This is a genomic window from Actinacidiphila sp. bgisy167, assembly GCF_965342175.1.
Taxonomy (GTDB): Bacteria; Actinomycetota; Actinomycetes; order Streptomycetales; family Streptomycetaceae; genus Actinacidiphila.
Window position 1 is genome coordinate 21,892 of sequence record NZ_CBDRBL010000060.1, and the last position, 22,064, is coordinate 43,955.

General features: G+C 73.2%; 15 protein-coding genes and 1 pseudogene. 13 read left to right on the plus strand and 3 right to left on the minus strand.

Features of this window, described 5'->3' with window-relative positions; all coding sequences use genetic code 11:
• The first annotated feature begins 7 nt into the window (after positions 1–7).
• From ACRWND_RS21550 to ACRWND_RS21560, 3 genes are all read left to right on the plus strand, one after another.
• Complete coding sequence (locus tag ACRWND_RS21550) at positions 8–475, plus strand: hypothetical protein (RefSeq protein ID WP_431951840.1); 468 nt, start codon at positions 8–10, stop codon at positions 473–475.
• 104 nt (positions 476–579) lie between these two features.
• Positions 580–1,371: a nucleotidyl transferase AbiEii/AbiGii toxin family protein gene (locus ACRWND_RS21555; protein ID WP_431951842.1), complete on the plus strand. Its 792-nt coding sequence runs from the start codon at positions 580–582 to the stop codon at positions 1,369–1,371.
• Positions 1,372–1,462: 91 nt separating this feature from the next.
• Entirely contained in the window at positions 1,463–2,968 is a 1,506-nt protein-coding gene (locus tag ACRWND_RS21560; RefSeq protein WP_431951844.1) for a CoA-acylating methylmalonate-semialdehyde dehydrogenase, read from the plus strand.
• Here the strand turns inward: ACRWND_RS21560 and ACRWND_RS21565 are convergent.
• Both ACRWND_RS21565 and gabT read right to left on the minus strand, forming a co-directional pair.
• Positions 2,940–3,563: a phosphatase PAP2 family protein gene (locus ACRWND_RS21565; RefSeq protein WP_431951846.1), complete on the minus strand. Its 624-nt coding sequence runs from the start codon at positions 3,561–3,563 to the stop codon at positions 2,940–2,942. The genes ACRWND_RS21560 and ACRWND_RS21565 overlap by 29 nt on opposite strands.
• Positions 3,564–3,914: 351 nt before the next feature.
• Positions 3,915–5,246 (minus strand): 4-aminobutyrate--2-oxoglutarate transaminase, encoded by a 1,332-nt coding sequence (gene gabT, locus ACRWND_RS21570; RefSeq protein WP_431951848.1) that lies wholly within the window; start codon positions 5,244–5,246, stop codon positions 3,915–3,917.
• A gap of 425 nt (positions 5,247–5,671) precedes the next feature.
• Here gabT and ACRWND_RS21575 point away from each other — a divergent pair, with 425 nt between their 5' ends.
• The gene (locus ACRWND_RS21575; protein ID WP_431951850.1) at positions 5,672–7,873 is read left to right on the plus strand and encodes an ATP-binding protein; all 2,202 of its coding nucleotides are present in this window, start codon (positions 5,672–5,674) and stop codon (positions 7,871–7,873) included.
• A 73-nt stretch (positions 7,874–7,946) separates the two neighbouring features.
• On the opposite strand, the gene ACRWND_RS21580 is transcribed toward ACRWND_RS21575, so the two are convergent.
• Positions 7,947–8,507: an aldo/keto reductase gene (locus tag ACRWND_RS21580; protein WP_431951852.1), complete on the minus strand. Its 561-nt coding sequence runs from the start codon at positions 8,505–8,507 to the stop codon at positions 7,947–7,949.
• A 161-nt stretch (positions 8,508–8,668) separates the two neighbouring features.
• Between ACRWND_RS21580 and ACRWND_RS21585 the strand changes: the two genes are divergently transcribed.
• The 9 genes and pseudogenes from ACRWND_RS21585 (at position 8,669) to ACRWND_RS21625 (ending at position 21,893) form a co-directional block, all read left to right on the plus strand.
• Positions 8,669–9,040, plus strand: coding sequence for a hypothetical protein (locus ACRWND_RS21585; protein WP_431951854.1), 372 nt, complete (start codon positions 8,669–8,671; stop codon positions 9,038–9,040).
• Positions 9,041–9,415: 375 nt separating this feature from the next.
• Positions 9,416–10,007, plus strand: a pseudogene (locus ACRWND_RS21590) (HARBI1 family protein); the annotation flags it as partial.
• A gap of 410 nt (positions 10,008–10,417) precedes the next feature.
• Complete coding sequence (locus ACRWND_RS21595; protein WP_431951856.1) at positions 10,418–11,074, plus strand: hypothetical protein; 657 nt, start codon at positions 10,418–10,420, stop codon at positions 11,072–11,074.
• A gap of 650 nt (positions 11,075–11,724) precedes the next feature.
• Complete coding sequence (locus tag ACRWND_RS21600; protein WP_431951868.1) at positions 11,725–13,254, plus strand: PucR family transcriptional regulator; 1,530 nt, start codon at positions 11,725–11,727, stop codon at positions 13,252–13,254.
• A 113-nt stretch (positions 13,255–13,367) separates the two neighbouring features.
• Entirely contained in the window at positions 13,368–14,813 is a 1,446-nt protein-coding gene (locus ACRWND_RS21605; protein ID WP_431951858.1) for an aldehyde dehydrogenase family protein, read from the plus strand.
• A gap of 144 nt (positions 14,814–14,957) precedes the next feature.
• On the plus strand, positions 14,958–17,150 hold the full coding sequence (locus tag ACRWND_RS21610; protein WP_431951860.1) for a M48 family metalloprotease: 2,193 nt from the start codon (positions 14,958–14,960) through the stop codon (positions 17,148–17,150).
• A 122-nt stretch (positions 17,151–17,272) separates the two neighbouring features.
• Positions 17,273–19,210 carry an acyl-CoA dehydrogenase family protein gene (locus tag ACRWND_RS21615; RefSeq protein WP_431951862.1) on the plus strand — a complete coding sequence of 646 codons (1,938 nt, stop codon included), beginning with the start codon at positions 17,273–17,275 and terminating at the stop codon, positions 19,208–19,210.
• Positions 19,211–19,302: 92 nt separating this feature from the next.
• A complete protein-coding gene (dxr, locus tag ACRWND_RS21620) occupies positions 19,303–20,571 on the plus strand; it encodes a 1-deoxy-D-xylulose-5-phosphate reductoisomerase (RefSeq protein WP_431951864.1) in 1,269 nt (422 codons plus the stop codon).
• On the plus strand, positions 20,568–21,893 hold the full coding sequence (locus ACRWND_RS21625; RefSeq protein WP_431951866.1) for a M50 family metallopeptidase: 1,326 nt from the start codon (positions 20,568–20,570) through the stop codon (positions 21,891–21,893). Before dxr ends, ACRWND_RS21625 begins: the two co-directional genes overlap by 4 nt.
• Positions 21,894–22,064: the final 171 nt, after the last annotated feature.

A 22,064-nucleotide genomic window follows, 5' to 3' on the forward strand; every position in this document is an offset into this window, starting at 1 on the left:
AACCGGCATGGTGGGCACGAACGCGCGAGGCGCGGCCGAGTGGCTGGTTTCCGTGGCACCCGACCCTGACGCCGCCCGGCGGGAATGGGAGCACCACCCCCACGGGGTGACGCTCCTGCCCGCCGGACGGCTGTGGGACGTCCTCATCCTCACCGGCGCACTGGGCCGACCGACGCTCGGCGTCCTCACCCGCCTCGTCGAGCGCCCTGGCCCCGTCCTCACCGACCTCGGCGGCCGCGTGGGCTACTTCGTGCCTCCTGGCACCGCGGCCCGCTGGGTCGGCACCGGGGTGCGCACCGCGGGGTCCGGCACCTGGATCGTGGTCCCCCACCCCGGTCGCGTCGCGGGAGGTGCGGGCTGGCTCGTGCCGCCCGACGGCACCGGCGGGCTCACGGACCCCGCCGTCCTGGAACTGGCCATGCACGAGGCGGCGGCCCACCTGGCGGGACAGCGCGGCCGTGACCGGGGCGTATGAACCGCGCGCGTGGTCAGGGCGGGTGAGCCGCGCGGGCGATCGGGGCACGTGCTCCGTGACCGGGGACCCGTCGGCCGTCCGCCCCGGTGCGCGACACTGGTGGGGTGACCACGACGCCGAGCGGTCGGCCCGAAGCGGCCGCCGACACCCGGGCGGGTGACGGCGCGCGCCCGGTCGCGCGCGCGGCGCCGCGGGAGGCCGGCACGGCCCTCCCACCCGGCCTCGCGCATCTCGTCGAGACCGCCCTGCCGGTCTGCGCCCGCCACGGCCTCGCCGTGGCGGGCGGCCTCGCGCTGATCGCGCACGGCTTCGACCGCCGGCCACCGAGACACCTGAGCCTGGTGACCTTCAGCTCCACCCCGGCCGCCGACATCGGCGCCGCGCTCGCCGCCGCGTACACCGGGGCAGGCGACGAGGTGAGCCCCCTGCCCGGAACGCCGCTCGCCGCCCAACTGGAGGTCACCTCGCCGGGCGGCGGGCGCCGCACCGTCGACGTGGCGAAGCAGCCGCTCTCCCGTCCCCCGGTCCCCGCCGGACTCGGCCTGTCAGGACCCGTCCCGGTGGTGGCGCTGGAGGACTGCGCCGCGCTGAAGGCGGCCGCCGTCGCCGACCGCGCCTCGGTACGCGACCTGGTGGACCTCCACGCCCTGGCCGCGTGCTTCACACCGGGGGAACTGCTGACGATGGCCGTCCACCTCGACGAGGACCTCCAGCCGCGCCTGCTCGCCGACCGCCTCGACAAACTCGTCGGGGCCGACGACACGGCGTACGCGGCGCAGGGGCTGGACGCCGCGGGCGCCGCCGCCGTGAAGCGCTGGGCCTTCGAGTGGGCCCAGGACATCCGGCTGGACCTCATGGAGGCCATGGAGCATCCCGACGAGCTGTACGACCTGTAAAGCCTTTGCCCGCGACGCCGACACCTTGGTGCTTGAGGGTGCCCCTGCCGCTGACGACACTGGCAGGAGACGAGGGAGAGGAAGGTCCACCGTGACCGACAAGCGCATCACGCACTGGATCGCCGGAGCGCCCTGGACCGGCACCGCGGAGCGGCACGGGGACGTCTACGACCCCGCCACCGGCGCCGTGACCGGGCGGGTGGACTTCGCGTCGGTCGCCGAGGTCGACCAGGCCGTCGGCGCGGCGGCCGCCGCCTTCAAGGAGTGGCGCCACGCCTCGGTGGCCAGACGCACCTCCGTGCTGTTCGCCTTCCGCGAGCTGCTCAACGCCCGGCGCGACGAGCTGGCCGCGCTCATCGTCTCCGAGCACGGCAAGGTGCACGCGGACGCGCTCGGCGAGATCGCCCGCGGCCTGGAGGTCGTCGAGTACGCCTGCGGCATCCCGCAGCTGCTCAAGGGCGGCTTCACCGAGCAGGCCTCGACCGGCATCGACGTCTACTCGATCCGGCAGCCGCTCGGCCCGGTCGCGATCATCTCGCCCTTCAACTTCCCCGCGATGGTGCCGATGTGGTTCTTCCCCATCGCCATCGCCGCGGGCAACACCGTCATCGTCAAGCCCTCCGAGAAGGACCCGTCAGCCGCCGAATTCCTCGCAAAGCTGTGGAAGCGGGCCGGGCTACCGGACGGCGTCTTCAACGTCGTGCACGGTGACAAGGTCGCCGTCGACCGCCTCCTGGAGCACCCCGACGTCAAGTCCGTCTCCTTCGTCGGTTCCACCCCGATCGCCCGCTACGTCTACGAGACCGGCACGCGCTACGGCAAGCGCGTGCAGGCCCTGGGCGGCGCCAAGAACCACATGCTGGTCCTGCCGGACGCGGACCTCGACCTCGCCGCCGACGCGGCCGTGGGCGCCGGCTTCGGCGCGGCCGGCGAGCGCTGCATGGCGGTGTCCGTGCTGGTGGCGGTCGACCCGATCGGCGACACACTGGTGGAGAAGATCAAGGAGCGGATGGCCGCGCTCACGGTGGGACCCGGCTGCAACGCGGCGTCCGAGATGGGCCCGCTGGTCACCGGCGCGCACCGCGACAAGGTGACGTCCTACCTCGACGCCGGTCTCGCCGACGGCGCGACCCTCGCCGTCGACGGCCGCACCCACGCCGTCACGGGCGAGGACACCGCGAACGGCTTCTGGCTCGGCCCCACTCTCTTCGACCACGTCAAGCCCGGCATGTCCGTCTACAACGACGAGATCTTCGGCCCCGTCCTGTCCGTGGTCCGGGTGGGCTCCTACGACGAGGGCCTGGAGCTGGTCAACTCCAACCCGTACGGAAACGGCACGGCCATCTTCACCAACGACGGCGGCGCCGCCCGGCGCTTCCAGCACGAGGTCGAGGTCGGCATGGTCGGCATCAACGTGCCGATCCCGGTGCCGGTGGCGTACTACTCCTTCGGGGGCTGGAAGGCCTCGCTGTTCGGCGACACGCACGCCTACGGCCCTGACGGCGTCCACTTCTTCACCCGCGGCAAGGCCGTCACCCAGCGGTGGCTCGACCCGAGCCACGGCGGCATCAACCTCGGTTTCCCGACCAACAGCTGACCGCCAGTGCCGCGCCCGCCAGCAGGGCGCCGCACAGCAGCCAGCTCCCCACCACATCGAGCGGCCAGTGGTATCCGCAGCGGACCAGGGCGACGCCCACCGCACCGTTGAGCAGCACGGCGGCCGCGACCAGCAGCCGCCGTGCCGCCGCGCGCACCAGCCACGGAAGCAGCAGGAGCACGGCGCCGCCGTAGGCGGCGGCGGCCGTGGCCGTGTGGCCGGAGGGATAGAGCCCGGGATAGCCGGGGGACAGCGCCAGCGAGCCGGGCCCGGACCGGCCGATCAGCGGCTTCACCAGGGCGACCAGCAGCGCCGCGAGGAGCATCGCGAGCGTGTACGCCAGCGCCGGCGCCCAGGGCCGGGGCAGCCCGCGCCGGCGTGCCCGCAAGGTGGCGCAGACCAGGGCGAGCAGCAGAACGGGCACGGCGACCCGCCAGTCGCCCAGATCGGCGAGGAACTCCGCCACGCCGGATCGGCCGGCGGGACGGGAGGAGGGTCCCGCAAGGGCGGCGCGCACCGGCCCGTCCAGGGCCAGCAGGCGCCCTCGTCGTGCCTCCTGCCAGGTCAGCAGTCCGAAGAGCGCCGTGCACACCACGGCCACCAGAGAAGCCGGCCGCCCCGGAACAGGGGGGAGAGTTCCGGGGCGGCCAGAACGATCGCCGTACCGCCCGCCCCGGGGGGTGTGGGGCGAGCGGCCGACCGATCGGCGAGGATTGCCGGAGCCTTCGGCTTCGGCGCTGTGCGCGAGGGCACTGCTGTGCCGGTGATGGGGAGTCACCGGCATAGTGTCGCCCGCGGACTTTCGCAGACGGGGTGTTCGTTCCATCTGCCGAAACCGTACGTCACCGGCGAGCCGCCCGGCAGGGGTTGCACCCTCCCGCCATCAGGCCCGCACACCTTCTTCACGCTGCCTGCCGTGCACGCTGAGTCACGGCGAAGCGCCTGGTCACAGCCGGGCGAACGCGCCCTCGATGATGTCGAGCCCCTCGTTCAGCAGGTCCTCCCCGATCACCAGCGGCGGCAGGAAGCGCAGCACGTTGCCGTAGGTGCCGCAGGTCAGCACCACCAGGCCCTCGGCGTGGCAGGCCTTGGCGACCGCGGCGGTCACAGCCGGGTTCGGGTTCTTGCCGCCGGGCTCCACGAGCTCGATCGCGATCATGGCGCCGCGGCCGCGGACGTCGCCGATGACGTCGAACTTCTCCTGCATGCCGCGCAGCCGGCCGAGCATGATCTCGCCGATGCGGCGGGCCTTGGCGGCCAGGTCCTGCTCCTTCATCGTCTCGATGGCGCCGAGCGCGCCGGCGCACGCCACCGGGTTGCCGCCGTAGGTGCCGCCCAGCCCGCCGGAGTGCGCGGCGTCCATGATCTCGGCGCGACCGGTCACCGCGGCCAGGGGCAGACCGCCGGCGATGCCCTTGGCGGTGGTGATCAGGTCCGGGACGACGCCCTCGTCCTCGCAGGCGAACCACTGGCCCGTGCGGCAGAAGCCGGTCTGGATCTCGTCCGCGACGAAGACGATGCCGTTCGCCCGGGCGAAGTCGACCAGCTCGGGCAGGAAGCCCTTGGCCGGCTCGATGAAGCCGCCCTCACCCTGGATCGGCTCGATCACGATCGCGGCCACGTTCTCGGCCCCGACCTGCTTGGTGATCATGTCGATCGCCTGGGCGGCCGCCTCCTCCGCGCAGTTCTCCGGGCCGGTCAGCCAGCGGTAGGGGTAGGCCAGCGGCATGCGGTAGACCTCGGGCGCGAACGGGCCGAACGAGTGCTTGTACGGCATGTTCTTCGCCGTCAGCGCCATCGTGAGGTTGGTGCGGCCGTGGTAGCCGTGGTCGAAGACGACCACGGCCTGGCGCCCGGTGTACGCGCGGGCGATCTTCACCGCGTTCTCGACGGCCTCCGCACCGGAGTTGAACAGCGCGGTGCGCTTGTCGTGGTCGCCCGGGGTCAGCTCGTTGAGCGCCTCGGCGACCTCCACGTAGCCCTCGTACGGCGTCACCATGAAGCAGGTGTGGGTGAAGTCCGCCAGCTGCGCCGACGCGCGGCGCACGACCGCCTCGGCGCTGTTGCCGACCGAGGTCACCGCGATGCCGGAACCGAAGTCGATCAGCGAGTTGCCGTCCACGTCCTGGAGCACGCCGCCGCCGGCGCGGGTGACGAAGACGGGCAGGGTGACGCCGACGCCGTTCGCGACCGCCGCCGTCTTGCGCGCCAGCAGCTCCTGCGACTTGGGGCCGGGGATCGGGGTGACGAGTCGGCGCTCCTGGGCCAGATCGGTCATGGCGGGCGTACTCCTTCGAACCGTGGTCTTTCCTCGCAGGCTAAGCCCGTTCGGCGGAGCCCCGCACACTCCGATAGGGCGCACTGCGGAACGCCTCTTCGACGTGGCGGACATGAGCGTGCCAAGATCCTTCAGACTGCGGTGGCCGCTCGACTACATTGAGTGCGGACCTGCGAGGGGTGGCACACGCGATGGAACGCGACGGTACGCACGAGAAGCCCGCGGCGCCTCCGCCCGGGGGCCCCGGCCCGCAGCCGGGCACACCGCCGGTGCCCGGCGCCCGGCCGATGCCCGGTGCCCTGCCCGCGCCCCCAGGACCGCCTGCCGTGCCCGGACCGCCCGCCGTGCCGGCGCCGCCCGTGCCCGGTTCGCCCCCTGTGCCGGCGCCGCCCGTGCCCGGTTCGCCCCCTGTGCCGGCGCCGCCCGTGCCCGGGGCCCGCCCCGGCCCGGCCGAGCCCGGCCGCGGCGAGCGCCACGCCCGTGCCCGGCGCGACACCGCCCCGGCCGCGCCCCCGCTGCCCCCCGGGGCGCCCCCGCTGCCGGGGACCCACCCGGCAGCCGGCTCGTGGCACGCCCCCGCGCAGTCCGGGTCCACCCCCACCGCGGACGGCTCCGGCCTCGTCGCGTGGCTGCGGATCCCGCGCCCGGCCACCGCCCCCGGCGTGTGGCGCCTCGGGCACCGCCCCCGCCCCGCCGCCGACCCGGACGCCGTGCCGGGCCGCCAGCTCGTCGCCGGCGCCCTGATCTCCTTCCTCGGCGGCTGGCTGCTGTGGTCCCTGCTGTGGAACGGCTACCTCGGCAGCTACTGGCTGTGGCCGCTGCTCGCCCTCACCCCGGACTCGTGGCGGCAGGCGGGCGGCAACCAGACCGCCTACCTGTGGGCCTCGTACCTTTACTACGCCCTCATCGCAGGCGCCCTTCTGGTCTTCTTCGCCCGCATCGGCCGCTGGGCCGAACTGTGGCGCCGCTACGTCACCGCCCCGCTCGGCCGGTCCCGCGAGGCGGAGGGCGCGGCCGCCGGCCGTGAGCCCGCCGACCCCGCCCTGGACCCGGTCGCCTTCCCCGCGCTCCGGCAGGGTGGCGCCGCCGACGCCGCCGACCGGCTCGCCGAGGACGCCCGCTCCGGGCTGATGAACGACGTCGACTTCGCCCGCGTCACCCGCGCCTGGCAGTCCGTACACCTCGCCCCCGGCCGGTTGACCGCCTTCACCGACACCGTGCTGCGGTACGGGGCCGCCGCCTGCGCCCATCCGTCCGGCGCCCGCGACCTGCCCGTCCGCACCGCCCGGCACGACCTGCTCGCCGGCCAGGTCCGGATCGGCGCCGCTCCCGACGACGAACGCAATCCCCGCACCCACCGGGGCGCCGATTACGCCCTCGACCCGGCCGTCCTCGGCACCTCCCTGCTGGCCGTCGGACCGCCCGGTTCCGGAAAGACCGTGCGCTTCGTGCGGCCCGTGCTGGAACTCCTGTGCCTGCAGGCCCTCGCCGGGCGGGCGGCCGTCGTCGCCGTCGGCACCGACGGGGCGCGGCTGGCTCCCGACGAGTCCTTCGACGTCGTCGTCAAGATCGGCCACCCCGACTCCGCGTACGACCTCGACCTCTACGGCGGCACCGCCGACCCCGACGAGGCCGCGGGCTTCCTGGCCGAGGCCCTCGTCGGTGACCTCGCCGCGGCGCTGCCCGGCGGGGACAGCCGCCGCGCGGCCACGGCCCTCGGCCAGCTCCTCGGGCCCTTCCACGCCGCCCACGGGCGGTTCCCCTCCGTCCCCGAGCTGCGCGAACTCCTCGACGGCACCCCGGCGGCCCTGGCCGCGCTGCGCTCCGCCCTGCAGGCCCGCGGTGCCGCCGCCCAGGGCCAGCTGCGCGAACTCGACGCACGGGAGCGGCAGTCCGCCCGGGCAGGCGACGCGGGCCCCCTGCTGGCCGACCGCATCGCGCTGCTCGACCGGCCCGCGTTCGCCGGGTTCTTCGACACGACGGGCGGCAGCCACCCCTTCTCGCTGCGCGGCCTGGAGCACCCGCTGCGGATCCGCATCGACCTTCCGGAGCGGGGCCACGCCGAGGTCTCCCGGATGCTGGCGCGGCTCGTCCTCGCCCAGTTCGCCGAGTGCGCAGTGGCCCGGCGGGACCGCTCCCTGTTCGCCTGCCTCGTCCTCGACGACGCCTCCCACACGGTGACCGCGGAGTCGGTGCGCGGCCTGCAGCGGATGCGCTCCGCCAACGCCGGCGCCGTCCTCACGCTGCGCACCCTGGACGACGTCCCCGAAGCGCTCCGGGGCGCCCTGCTGGGCGCCGTGGGCTGCCGGGCGGCCCTGGCGGGCGTCACCGCCTGGGACGGCGCGCGCTTCGCGGAGGTGTGGGGCAAGGAGTGGGTGGACGTCCAGGACGTCACGAACCGCCAGATCATCGCGGACGAGCCGCTCACGCGGGTGCTCCACACGGTGCGGCGCCTGGTGACCGGGAAGGCCGTCACGGCGGAGTCGGTGACGGTGCGGCGGGTCGAGCGCGAGCGGTGGTCCGCGTCCGACCTCGCGCACGCCGTCCCCGCGGGTCACGCGGTCGTGTCGCTGACCTCGGTGGACGGGGAGTCGGCGCCGCCGGTGCTGGTGGATCTACGGGCGTAGGGAGCGGCGGGATCTTCGTTCCCGCGGCCCGGGTCGGCCACCGGAGGTGGTGGCGCGGCCGGCGGTCCGCCCGCTACCGGCGGCGGAGCCGGGCGTCCTCCAACGGGGGCGGCGTGGCAGCGTAGTTGTCCTCCGGATTCAGGTCGGTCCCCGGCGGGACGATCGCGTCGATGCGATCCAGGACGTCGTCGGTCAAGGTGGTCCCGGCGCCATCGAGCAGCCCGTCGAGCTGCTCGGCGGTGCGCGGGCCGATCAGCACCGAGGTGACGGTCGGGTGCGCGAGGGCGAAGGCGATCGCCAGCTGCGGCAACCGCAGCCCCGCTTCGTCGGCGAGGGCGGTGAGCTGCTCGAGCGCGGCGGCCTTGAGCCGGCCCGCCGGCGTGGCCGGGTCGTAGAGCGCCGGCCGGGACGACGCGCGGTGGCCGCGGGAAACGTCGGCCCGGCCGGACAGCCGGCCGCCGTTGAGCGGGCTGAAGGTCAGCACTCCCATGCCGTGGCGCTGCGCCGTCGGGAAGACGGCGCCCTCGGGGCGCCGTCTGAAGAGGGAGTACATCGACTGATCGGTCAGGAACCGGTACGACCCCTGGCGCTCTGCCGCCCACTGGGCCTCGACGATGGTCTCCGCCGGAGACATGGAGGAGCCGAAGGCCCGGATCTTCCCCGCGCGCACCATCGTCGCCGCGCTGCCGGTCGCCGCGACCTGCGTGCCGCGCGAGCGCGGCGGCGTACGGGCAGCGGCGGTGTGAACGGGCGCCGCCGATGGAACCCGCTCCGCCGCTGCGGCGTCCAACCGGCATGACTACCAGGTACTCCGCACGCGCCACCGCCCTCGCGGCCACCGCCGCCGCGGCAGTCCTCACGGGCTGCGCCGACCGGGACCCCGCCCGCGTGGCGCTCCCGACCGCTCCGGCCCCGACCACCATCCCCTACGAGCTCTACACCCACTGCGGCATCGACGAGGCCCTGGTCGGGTCCACGTACTTCGAGGCCGAGACCCCGCTCTCCGACGGCTCCTTCAATCCCCCGCCGGGCTGGGGCAACCCCACGCAGCGCGGCACGATGACGCTGCTGTCACCGACGACAGCGATCTTCACCGACCCCAAGGGCCACGAGGTGCGCTTCCGCGCGCGTGTGGGGGCGGACGGCTTCAAGCGCACGTGCGAATAGCCCCCGCCGCCCGGTTCTCCCGCGAACCGTACGAAGACCACGGAGGAACCGGGGTCGCTCGCGACGAGCAGCGTCAACGGGACGCGGCCGGACAGCGGGTCCGCGTACCAGCCGTCGTGGCGTCCGACGTCGGTCGCCGGGCGTTCCCCGGGCGACCATTGTCAACCCGAGGAGGGATCAGGGCGGCAGGGGTGCGTGCGGGTTTCGGGTCAGCAGTACGCGTTCCACGCGGACCGGTAGCCGTCGCGGTAACCGCGGCGGTATTCGGAGGGCGCGTATCGAAAGTGCTGGTCACAGCCACTCGTTGATGGCGGCGACGAGGACGGTTGCCTCGTAGCGGACCGCGAGTTTGTCGTATCTCGTCGCCACGGCGCGGTGCACGAAGGACTGACGGTGCTCGCCGAGCGCCGGATCTGTCCACCGCGCTGGAGCGGGCGGCGGCGGCCGGATACACCCACCTCAACCTGGACGGCGCGCTCATCCACACCGACCGCGTGGCCGCCGCCGGCCCCAACGGCGCGACCTGGGGTGGTCGGGCAAGCATAAGCACCACGGAGGGAACGTGCAGGTCATAGCCGCCCCGGACGGCTGGCGCCTCTGGGTCTCCCCGGCCCGCCCGGGCCGCGAGCACGACACCACCTGCACACGGGCACACGGACTGGTCGACGCCCTGAACCGGCTCGCCGCCACGCTGGACATCCCTACCCTGACCGACCTCGGCTACGAGAACGCCGGGCCCGGCTTCCGCCACCCGGTCAAGAAACCCAAGGGCGGTGAACTCGCCGAGCCCGACCAGGCGTTCAACTCCGTGATCCGATGCGTCCACGCCGTCGCCGAACGAGCCAACGCCCTGCTGAAGGTCACTTTCAAGGCCCTGCGCAGGGTCAGCCTCGACCCCTCGGCCATCACCCGCATCGCCCGAGCCGCCCCCGTCCTGCTCCAGCTCGAGCACGGCCGCACCACCTGAACAAAGATCACAAAACGTCACGAAACGTTACTGAGAAGACTTCAGTACCGGCCGCAGCGCCTTGCGCCACCTGCGCCACGTCTTCTCGTCACCGGATAACGCACGCCACGCCCTCCCACCCGCCGGGGTGTCGCCGTTCCGTGAACCGTGGTTCTGGATCACATTCCGTGCTTGGGCCACGAAGGGTTACCGCAACCACGATCATGAACGGCCGTCCCCATTCGTGCAGAACCCCCCCCCGGGGACTGACCGCGACCGCCTCGAAACGGCTGACGAAGGCGGTGGCGCGACCCGGCAGTCCAAATTTCGGACGAATTCGTAGCCGTTCGGTGACATGGGCTTGGGAAGATCTTGGCATGGTAAGAAGGACGAGACCGCAGGTGCGCCGTCGGATAGTCGGTGCGGGAATAGTGCTGGCTGTGCTGGTGGGTCTTGCCGCAGCGGGGTGGCACGCCTACGCCTGGCTGACGGTTCCGATGGCCGGTCCGTCGCGGACCGATGAGGTGGACGCAGCGAGCCGCAAGGCGAAGGCTGAAGCCGAACACCGCCTGGAGAAGGTCGTCGACGTCCTGCCGGGTGCACCGCGACAGCTCGGTGCCGCCGCCGCGGACCACTGCCTTCGTAATTCCCCCTTCGAAGGCGAACCGCCTGGTCCGCTGAGCTGCCAGTGGCGGCTAGAGCGGTATATCGTTTTTGACGGCGACCTGCGGACGGTTGGCGAGACATGGGGAAGGGCCCTCGGCAACGACCGGTGGATCGGCGCACGGGTGCCGTTTCCTTCCGGTTACAGTTCCAGCTCCGAACGGTACGAGTACCGCGACCCCCAGACTCATGACCGCCTGATCGTCACGATGGTCCAGGACGTTGCCGAGCTTCGTCTCCTGGATGACGCAACCCGTTTCGAGTTCGAGGGCGTCGAGGAATACGAACGAGAGCGGCGGAATTTCACCGGACAAAAAGCCGCAGAACACGCAGTAGAAGAAGGCCGGCGAGTCGCCAGTGTCTCGCTGGTCCACGCCTACTACAGCCAGAGCGGCCGCGCTCCCTTTGAACCGTCGTACTGGTGACGACCTGCCCCCCGGCAAGGGTGAGGTGCCGCCGCACAGCTACTGAACTTGGTTGAGTGATGTCGGTGCCATTCGCCTGACAGCTGGGTGGCGGCACCGGTAGCTGACCGGGTTGAGCTACGCCCCTTCGGTGATCCCACCTTGGACGACGGTGCGCGTTGGCCGGCGGGTGGGCGACGCCAAGGCGGCGCTCACGGCGCAGGGGGACTTCGTCGCCGAGGAATTCGGTTCGCGGGGCGTCCCCTTCGACGTCGTCTCGCCGACCCGATGCGCACCGGATCCGCAAGGCCCCAGAGGCTGCCGGAGCGGAACTCGCGGCCGCTCGGGAGTGGCCGCGCCCGACTTCGAGGCGCGGGTGCCCGAGATGCTCGGGGTATCGCTCTCGGGCGGATCGGCGACCCCCCGTGAAGTGGCTTCCCTCATCACGTTCCTCCTCACTCGATGCGGCGGGCTGCATCACCGGGGCCGACCTGATCGACGGAGGAGCGGTCAAGGCTGTCTGACACGCAGTAAGGCGCGTCGACGCGGCCCCGTGCGAGTGAGGGCGGGGCAAGGGTGGGGGGCGGGCGCTGTCGGGAATCGCGGGGCACCGCAGGTATACGGTGAGGCAGAATCGGAAGTGAACACACTCCGCGATGGAGAAAAAGCCCGTGCCGCCCACGCTCGCCTCGCTGCTGCGGAACCCCGCCCTGAAGCTGGCCGTCCTCGCCGGAGGGGACCGCCTGGCGGAGGCCGCCGTCCGCTGGGTGCACACCAGTGAGCTGGACGACCCCACGCCGTATCTGGAAGGCGGCGAGCTGCTGCTCACCACGGGCCTGAAACTGGACGTCGGCTCGGCCGAGGCGCTCGGCCAGTATGTGGCGCGCCTGGCCGGAGCCGGTGTGGTGGCCCTCGGCTTCGGCGTGGGGGTGAGCCACGACACGGTGCCGCAGGCGCTCGTGGACGCGGCGGCCGCGCACCGGCTCCCGTTGCTGGAGGTGCCGCACAGGACACCGTTCATCGCGATCAGCAAGGCCGTCTCCGCGGAGATCGCGGCCGACCGGTACAAAACCGTGACCGCTGGGTTCGAGGCGCAGCGGGAGCTGACCCGGGCGGCGCTCGCGCCGGACGGGACGACGGCGCTGCTGTCGCGGCTGGCGGCGCATCTGAAGGGCTGGGCGGCGCTGTACGACGCGTCGGGCGCCGTGGTGGCCGCGGCGCCGGAGTGGGCGGGGCGGCGTGCGGCACGGCTCGCCGGGGAGGTGGAGCGGCTGCGCGGCAGGTCCGCCCCGGCCAGCGCGGCGATGGCCGGCACCGAGGACCGCGTGGAGGTGCACTCGCTGGGCACCGGCCGGCGCCCCCGCGGTTTCCTCGCGGTGGGCACCGAGGAGCGGCCCGACACCTCGGCCCGGTACCTCGTGAACGCCGCCGTCGCGCTGCTGACCCTCTCCCTGGAGCAGTCCCGCGCGCTCCAGGACACCGAGCAGCGCCTGGGAGCCGCGTTGCTGCGGATGCTGCTGGTCGGGGAGCCCGAGCACGCGCGCACCGTGGCGGGGCGGCTGTACGGCGGGCTGCTCGACGCCCCGGTGCGTGTGCTGGTCGCGGAACGCGCGGCGGGGGTAGCGGGGGACGCGGTGGGACTGCTGGCCGAGCGGGTCGAGACGGCCGCCCTGCGGGCCGCGGAGCCGGTGCTCGTCGTGCGGGACGCGGGCCGGCTGACGGCGCTCGCGGCCGCGGAGGGCGAGGTGGCACGGGCCTGCCTGGCGGTGGTCGACGGCAGCGACGACCTGGTGGCCGGGGTGTCCGCCGCGGCGGATGCCGCGGGTGTCCCGGGCGCGCACGAGCAGGCCCAGCGGGCGCTGGCGGTCGCCCGGCGGCGGGGCCGCAGCGTGGTCGAGCACGACGAGGTCGGTTCCGGCTCGATGCTGGGGCTGCTGGGTGACGACGCCGTACGGGCCTTCGCCGACGGCCTGTTGCGGCCGCTGCGCGAGCACGACGCCACCGCCCGCGGTGATCTGGTCGCGTCGCTGCGGGCGTGGCTGTCCCGGCACGGGCAGTGGGACGCCGCCGCGGCGGACCTGGGGGTCCACCGGCATACGCTGCGCTACCGGATGCGGCGCGTGGAGGAGATCCTGGAGCGCTCGCTGGACGACCCGGACGTCCGTATGGAGCTGTGGCTGGCCCTCAAGACCCGCGGCTGAGCGAGTCCCCTGAGGACGGTCCCTCGGGGCCTGACAAAAAGGCGAGTCGCCGCCGCCGGCTAGGACGCACTGGACAAGACCGGCCGGGTGCCGTCCGCCCTACCGTGGTCGGCATGAGCACACCCACCGCCTTCTGGCTCGCCGGCCGCCCGGTCATCGGCGAGGACACCTTCGATGTCGTGAATCCTCATGACGGCAGCGTCGTGGCCGGCGTCAGCGTGCCGACCCCCGCCCAGGTGGAGGAGGCGGTCGCCGCCGCGAAGGCCGTCGAGGCGCGGTTCGCCGCTACCCCCGCCCATGTGCGCGCCGCGGCCCTCGACCACGTGTCGAAGCGGCTGGCCGAGCGCGGCGAGGAGATCGCCCGGCTGATCACCGCCGAGAACGGCAAGCCGATGAAGTGGGCGCGCGGCGAGGTCGGCCGCGCGGTGTCGGTCTTCCGCTGGGCGGCGGAGGAGGCGCGCCGCTTCAACAGCGGCGAGGCCCGGCGCCTGGACACCGACGCGGGCGGCACCGGCCGCCTGGCCCTGACCCGCCGCTTCCCGCGCGGCAGCGTGCTCGGCATCGCACCGTTCAACTTCCCGCTCAATCTGGTGGCCCACAAGGTGGCGCCGGCGATCGCGGTCGGAGTGCCGATCATCCTCAAGCCCGCCCCGGCGACCCCGCTGTCCGCGCTGCTCCTCGGGGAGATCCTGGCCGAGACGGATCTGCCGGCCGGTTCGTGGAGCGTGCTGACCGTCCCGAACGAGCGCATGCCAGCCCTGGTGCGGGACGAGCGGCTGCCGGTCATCTCCTTCACCGGCTCCGACCGGGTCGGCCACCAGATCATGGACTCGGTGCCGCGCAAACACGTCACCTTGGAGCTGGGCGGCAACGCCGCCGCCGTCGTCCTGGCGGACTGGTCCTCGGAGGAGGATCTGGAGTGGGCGGCGAGCCGTATCGCGACCTTCGCCAACTACCAGGGCGGCCAGTCCTGCATCTCGGTCCAGCGGGTCGTCGCCGACGCCTCCGTGTACGACCGGCTGGTGGAGAAGGTCGTCGCCAAGGTGAGGGCCCAGGTCACCGGCGACCCCTCGGACGAGGCGACCGACGTCGGCCCGCTCGTCGACGAGAACGCCGCCGCGCGCGTCGAGTCCTGGGTCGAGGACGCGCTGAGCAAGGGCGCCAAGCTGCTGACCGGCGGCCGGCGTGAGGGCGCCGCCTACGAGCCGACCGTGCTCGCCGACCTTCCGGCGGACGCGATCATCGCCACCGAGGAGGTCTTCGGCCCGGTCCTGTCCCTGCACAAGGTGGACGGCGCCGACGAGGCCTTCGCGGTCGTCAACGACTCCCGATTCGGCCTGCAGTGCGGCGTGTTCACCCACGACCTGCAGACCGCCTTCCGAGCCCACCGCGAGCTGGAGGTCGGCGGCGTCGTCATCGGCGACGCCCCCTCCTACCGCGCGGACCAGATGCCGTACGGCGGGGTCAAGGACTCCGGCGTGGGCCGCGAGGGCGTCGCGTACGCGATGGAGGACTACACCTACGAGCGGGTGCTGGTCCTGACCGGGCTGGCCCTGTAGCGCCCCGAGAAAAACCACCCCTCCCTGGCGGCCGGGGCGCATGTGCGGTGCGCCCCGGGCCTGTCCTGCGCCCTGTCGGCATGAGCACGTAAGGTGTCCCGATCGCAGGAGCGCCCAGGGGGCGCAGGGGAGGGGAAACGCAAGGTGGCAACGTACACGGTGGTCTGCGCGGCGGAGGCCCCGGCGACCGCGGAAGCCGTCGCCGGGGGACCGGTCGGAGGCTGGGTCGTCGGGGGCGAGGGCGGCACCGAGGTGCTGTTCGACGCGCCGGTCACCGAGGGTGAGGGCATAGGCATCGCCGACGTGGTGCCCGCCGGGCGTGAACTGGCACGGCGCCTGGACGCACCGGCCGTGGTGCTGGTGGCGACACCTCAGGTCGCGTACGCGGTGTTCGTGCGCCCGGACAGCGACGGCGGCCAGCGCATGGGATGGGCGGCCGGCTGGGAGCCGCCGACCGACCCGCAGGAGTACGCCGAGCACCGCGCCCAGTGGGACGCCCAGGCCGCCACCTGCGCGCAGTGGTTCGGGCGCCCCGAGGCGGCCGCCGCCCTGGCGGAGGTCCGCAACGACCCGCGCCCCGGCGAGGCCGAACCGGAGTCGGAGGAGCTGCTGCGCCGGGTGTGCGCGGCACTCGGGGTCCCGGCCACGACGGTCGGCGCCTCCTCGCTCACCTCCCCGGACGGCGTCGCCGACGCGGGCGTACCGGACGGAGCGGTACGCGTCGAGGCCGCGCCGCCGGAAGGCGACGAGCCGGCCGAGGCCGGCAGCTCCACGGCGCGCGCCGTGCGCGCCCTGATGCTGCTCGCGGGCTTCTACCTGCTGGGAGTGGTGCTCCTCGCGGTGCTGGCGGGAATCGACGTCTTCGTCGCCACGTGGGGCTCCGGCGCGTTCACCAGCAAGGTGGTCATCGTCAGCGCCGTCCTCGCCGTCCCCATCGTCCGCGGCATGTTCATGCTGCGGCGTCCCGAAGACTCCGGCCCCTCGGGTGTCCCCGTCACCGAGCAGCAGCAGCCCGAGCTGTGGGCGGCCGTGCGCGACCTCGCCGCCCGCTACGGCACGCGCGCGCCGGACGAGATCGTCCTGGTCGGCGACGTCAACGCCGCCGTGTCCGAGGAGTCCCGCCTCCTCGGCCTGGTCGGCGGCCGCCGCCGCATGTACATCGGCGTGCCCCTGCTCACCGGTCTGAGCGAGCGCCAGCTGCACGCCGTCCTCACCCATGAGCTCGGCCACTACGGCAACAGCGACACCCGGCTGGCCGCGATCACCCTGCGGGGCCAGCAGCGCGTCCTGCGGACCATCGCGCACTTCGAGGAGCGTGCCGCCCGCGCCCGGGGCAAGGAACAGGCACGGCAGGAGGAGCGGGCCGCGAAGGCGCTGGCCAAGGGCCGCGACGCCAAGGAAGTCGACACCACGGGCGCCGGCATCACCTACCGGGCCATGGCGGCGATCTACACCGCCTACGCCACGTTCTACCTCCGCGCCTCGCACAGCGTCGGCCGCGCCCAGGAGCTCGCCGCCGACCAGGCCGCGGTGCGGCTCGCCGGGCGGGAGGCCACCGCCTCCGCACTGCGCGAGATCCCGGTGCTGGACACCGCCTTCGACCACTACATGCGGCAGTACGCCTCCTTCGGCGCACCGGCCCGGCTGCTGCCGCCCGCCGGTGAGGTCTACGGCGGCCTCAGCCGCTTCCTGGCCGACCCCGCCCGCCGTGCCGAGCTGGCCCGGCTGCGCGCCCGGCTGCCGCGCGAGCAGCGCTCCCCGTACGACTCGCATCCCCCGATCGCCGAGCGCGTGCGCCTCGTCGAAGCGGCGCCCGCGGACGGGCCGGCCACGGCGCCCGCCGGGCCGGACCGCCCCGCCCTGGAGCTGCTGCGCGACCGGGACCAGGTGCTGATCGCCCTGGAAGCGGCGGGCCTCAGCCCCGAGAGCCAGTCGTTCACCCGAGTGGAGTGGAGCGCCCTGGCGGATCCGGCGGTGCGTGCGGTGCTCGCCGGCAACGCCGAGCCGGTGCGCGCCGCGCTGTCGGCCGCGGGCCTCGAGCCGACCGTGACGGCCCTGCTCGACGCCGCCGACCAGGGCCGCCTCGCGGCCGTGGCGCAGCAGCTGCCCGAGGGCGCGCTGCACAGGGGGGCCGCCGCGCTCGCCGGCCTCGCGCTCGCCGAATCCGGCGCGGCCCACTGGGAGCTGACGTGGGGTCAGGGCGTGCGGCTGGTGCTGGCCGACGGCACCGACGAGGCGGAGTTCGGCGCCGCGGTCGACGCCCTCGCCGCCCCCGCCACCGAGGACGGCGCCGCGCCGGACACCGTGCCGCTGCGCAAGCTGCTCGCCGCGGTCTGAGCCGCCGTCGGGAAGGTCACCGGCCCCGCGCACCCCGTGCGCGAGGGCTGGTGACGACGCCGGAACCGGGGTACCAACGAACCAGCAGCTCCGGTCGGTAACCGACGCGAGGTGACGTCCCCATGTCCGCAGCATCCCCCCGCCCCACCGTGTCCGAACGTGAAGCGCGCGAGGTCGCAGAGGCCGCCCGCGAACAGGAATGGCGCAAGCCCAGCTTCGCCAAGGAACTGTTCCTGGGTCGCTTCCGGCTCGACCTGATCCATCCCCACCCCACCCCGTCGACCGAGCAGGTCCAGCGCGGCGAGGAGTTCCTGGCCAAGCTGCGCGACTTCGTCGAGACGAAGGTGGACGGGGCTCTGATCGAGCGTGAGGCGAGGATCCCCGACGAGGTCATCACCGGGCTGAAGGAGCTCGGCGCCCTCGGCATGAAGATCGATCCCAAGTACGGCGGTCTCGGCCTCACCCAGGTGTACTACAACAAGGCCCTGGCCCTGGTCGGCTCCGCGAGCCCCGCCGTCGGTGTGCTGCTGTCCGCGCACCAGTCGATCGGCGTGCCCCAGCCGCTGAAGATGTTCGGCACCCCGGAGCAGAAGGAGCGGTTCCTGCCGCGCTGCGCCCGTACCGACATCTCCGCCTTCCTTCTCACGGAGCCCGACGTCGGGTCCGACCCGGCGCGCCTGGCGACCACGGCCGTCCCCGACGGGGACTCCTACGTCCTCGACGGCGTGAAGCTGTGGACCACCAACGGCGTCGTCGCCGACCTTCTGGTCGTCATGGCGCGGGTGCCCAGGAGCGAGGGCCACAAGGGCGGCATCACCGCGTTCGTCGTCGAGGCCGGCTCCGAGGGCATCACCGTCGAGAACCGCAACTCCTTCATGGGGCTGCGCGGCATCGAGAACGGCGTCACCCGGTTCCACCAGGTGCGCGTCCCCGCCGAGAACCGGATCGGCCCCGAGGGCGCCGGGCTGAAGATCGCCCTGACCACCCTCAACACCGGCCGCCTGTCGCTGCCCGCCTCCTGTGTGGCGGCCGGCAAGTGGTCCCTGAAGATCGCCCGCGAGTGGTCGGCGGCCCGTGAGCAGTGGGGCAGGCCGGTCGGCCGCCACGAGGCCGTCGGCGCGAAGATCTCCTTCATCGCGGCGACCACCTTCGCCCTCGAGGCCGTCATGGAGCTCTCCAGCCAGATGGCCGACGAGAACCGCAACGACATCCGTATCGAGGGCGCGCTGGCCAAGCTCTTCGCGTCCGAGATGGGCTGGACCATGGCCGACGAACTGGTGCAGATCCGCGGCGGCCGCGGCTTCGAGACCGCGCAGTCCCTCGCCGCCCGCGGCGAACGGGGCGTCCCGGCCGAGCAGCTGCTGCGCGACCTGCGGATCAACCGGATCTTCGAGGGTTCCACAGAGATCATGCACCTGCTGATCGCCCGTGAGGCCGTCGACGCCCACCTGTCGGTCGCCGGGGACCTCATCGACCCCGACAAGGCGCTCGGCGACAAGGCCAGGGCCGGTGTGAAGGCCGGCGGCTTCTACGCCCGCTGGCTGCCGAAGCTGGTCGCCGGCCCCGGCCAGATCCCGGGCGCGTACTCCTCCTTCCACCCGGCGGGCCATCCCGACCTCGCCGCCCACCTGCGCTACGTCGAGCGCGGCGCCCGCAAGCTCGCCCGCTCCACCTTCTACGCCATGTCGCGCTGGCAGGGCCGGATGGAGACCAAGCAGGGCTTCCTGGGGCGCGTCGTCGACATCGGCGCGGAACTGTTCGCCATGAGCGCGGCCTGCGTCCGCGCCGAGATGCTCCGTACGCGCGGCGAGCACGGACGCGAGGCCTACCAGCTCGCCGACGCCTTCTGCCGCCAGTCGCGGATCCGCGTCGAGGAGCTCTTCGGCCGCCTGTGGACGAACACCGACTCCATCGACCGCAAGGTCGTCGACGGCGTCCTGGGCGGGGCCTACACCTGGCTCGAATCGGGCATCGTCGACCCCTCGAGCGACGGGCCCTGGATCGCCGACACCACGCCTGGCGCCTCCCGCAAGGAGAACGTCCACCGGCCGATGCGCTGACCGACCGGACCAGGGGCGCGGCCCCCGACGCGCGGCACCGCCTTCCCGGAGGCGGTGCCCCCGCCGTGCCGGCGACCCGACACAATGGGGGGATGACGGACACTCTCGCCGACCCCCACCTGCGGCTGCCCGGACCGGACGCGGCCGGCGGGGCCAACGACGGCCCCCGCGACATCGTCGTCCTGGGATCGACCGGATCGATCGGCACCCAGGCCATCGACGTCGTCCTGCGCAACCCCGACCGCTTCCGGGTGGTGGCCCTGTCCGCCGCCGGCGGCCGGGTCGGGCTCCTCGCGGACCAGGCGCGGCGGCTCGGCGTCGCCGCGGTCGCCGTCGCGGACGAGAACGCGGAAGGCCCGCTGCGGGAGGCCCTGGCCGAGCGGTACGGCGCCGAGTCCCTGCCGGAGGTCCTGGTGGGCCCGGACGCCGCGACCGAGCTGGCCCGCCGTCCGTGCCACTCCGTGCTCAACGGCATCACCGGCTCGATCGGGCTGCGCCCGACGCTGGCCGCCCTGGAGGCGGGGCGGATCCTGATCCTCGCCAACAAGGAGTCGCTGATCGTCGGCGGCCCCCTGGTGAAGGCCGTGGCCAAGCCGGGTCAGATCGTGCCCGTCGACTCCGAGCACTCGGCGCTCTTCCAGGCCCTGCTGGGCGGCTCCCGCCCCGAGGTCCGCAAGCTCGTCGTGACCGCCTCCGGCGGCCCCTTCCGCGGCCGGGACAAGCGGGAACTGGCCGCGGTCACCCCCGAGCAGGCGCTGGCCCACCCCACCTGGGACATGGGCCCGGTGGTCACCATCAACTCGGCCACCCTGGTGAACAAGGGCCTGGAGGTCATCGAGGCCCACCTGCTCTTCGACATCCCCTTCGACCGCATCGAGGTCGTCGTCCACCCGCAGTCGTACATCCACTCCATGGTGGAGTTCACCGACGGCTCCACATTGGCGCAGGTCAGCCCGCCCGACATGCGGATGCCGATCTCCCTGGGCCTCGGCTGGCCCGAGCGGGTGCCGGACGCCGCGCCCGGGTGCGACTGGACCAAGGCCGCGACGTGGACCTTCTTCCCGCTCGACGACGAGGCCTTCCCGGCGGTGGCGCTCGCCCGCCGCGTGGGTAGTCTCGGCGGTACCGCCCCCGCGGTGTTCAACGCGGCCAACGAGGAGTGCGTGGCCGCGTTCCTCGCCGGAACGCTGCCCTTCACGGGCATCGTGGACACCGTCGCCCGGGTGGTCGAGGAGCACGGCACCCCCGCCGAGGGAACCTCCCTCACCGTGGAGGACGTCCTCGAGGCGGAGGAGTGGGCGCGCGGCCGCGCCCGGGAACTGGCTGCGGAACAGGCGACGACGGAGGCGGCACACGTATGACGGGACTCATGTGGGCACTGGGGATCGCCATCTTCGTGGTCGGCCTCCTGTTCTCCATCGCCTGGCACGAGCTCGGCCACCTCTCCACGGCCAAGCTGTTCAAGATCCGGGTGCCGCAGTACATGGTCGGCTTCGGGCCGACCATCTGGTCCCGCCGGAAGGGTGAGACCGAGTACGGCGTCAAGGCGATCCCGCTGGGCGGCTACATCCGCATGATCGGGATGTTCCCGCCCGGGGACGACGGCCGCGTCGCCGCCCGGTCCACCTCGCCCTTCCGCGGGATGATCGAGGACGCCCGCTCCGCGGCCTACGAGGAGCTGCAGCCCGGCGACGAGACCCGCATGTTCTACACGCGCAAGCCCTGGAAGCGCGTGATCGTCATGTTCGCCGGGCCCTTCATGAACCTGGTCCTCGCCTTCGGGCTCTTCCTGGCGCTCTTCATGGGCTTCGGCATCCCGACGCAGACGACGACGGTCGGATCGGTCTCCGACTGCGTCATCCCCGCCTCCGACACCCAGGCGCTCAAGGCCAAGGACCCCTGCGCCCACGGCGACTACCCGGCCGCCCCCGCCAAGGCGGCCGGCCTGCACAAGGCCGACCGGATCGTGGCCTTCAACGGGGTCAAGGTCGACGACAGCCAGTGGACGGTGCTGCAGCAGGAGATCCGCAAGACCATCGGCCCCGCCACCATCACCGTCGTCCGCGACGGCAGGACCCTCGACCTGCACGCGAACCTGATCGCCAACAAGGTCGTCAGGACCGACGGGAACGGCGGCATCGTCAAGGGCCAGTACGTCCAGGCCGGATTCCTCGGTTTCACACCCGCCGACGGCGTGGTGACGTTCGGCTTCGGCCAGTCGATCGACCACATGGCCACCACCGCCGAGGACGGCGTCCGCTCCCTCGCGGCGGTCCCGGGAAAGGTTCCCGGCCTGTGGAACGCGGTCTTCAGCGGCGGCGAGCGCCAGCCCGACTCCCCGGTCGGCATGATCGGCGCGGCCCGCCTGGGCGGCGACATCTTCTCGCTGCCGCTGCCGGCCACGCAGAAGATCGCCACGATGGTCAACCTGCTCGCCGGGGTCAATCTGGCCCTGTTCCTCTTCAACATGCTGCCGCTGCTCCCGCTCGACGGCGGGCACATCGCGGGCGCCCTGTGGGAGTCCGTGCGCCGTAACGTCGCCAAGGTCTTCCGCCGGGCCGACCCCGGCCCCTTCGACGTGGCGAAGCTGATGCCGGTCGCCTATGTCGTGGCCGGGATCTTCATCTGCTTCACGGCCCTGGTGATGGCCGCGGATCTCATCAATCCGGTGCGTTTGACCTAGACACGATGCAGGAGGCGTGGGCGCGGTGACGTAGTCTCGTTGACCGGAGCCCGCCCACGCCGCCGGGACCTCGATCCGCGTACTTTGGGGATGCCACGCACATGACCGCGATTTCGCTCGGGATGCCGTCCGTTCCGATCAAGCTCGCCGACCGCCGCAAGAGCCGCCAGA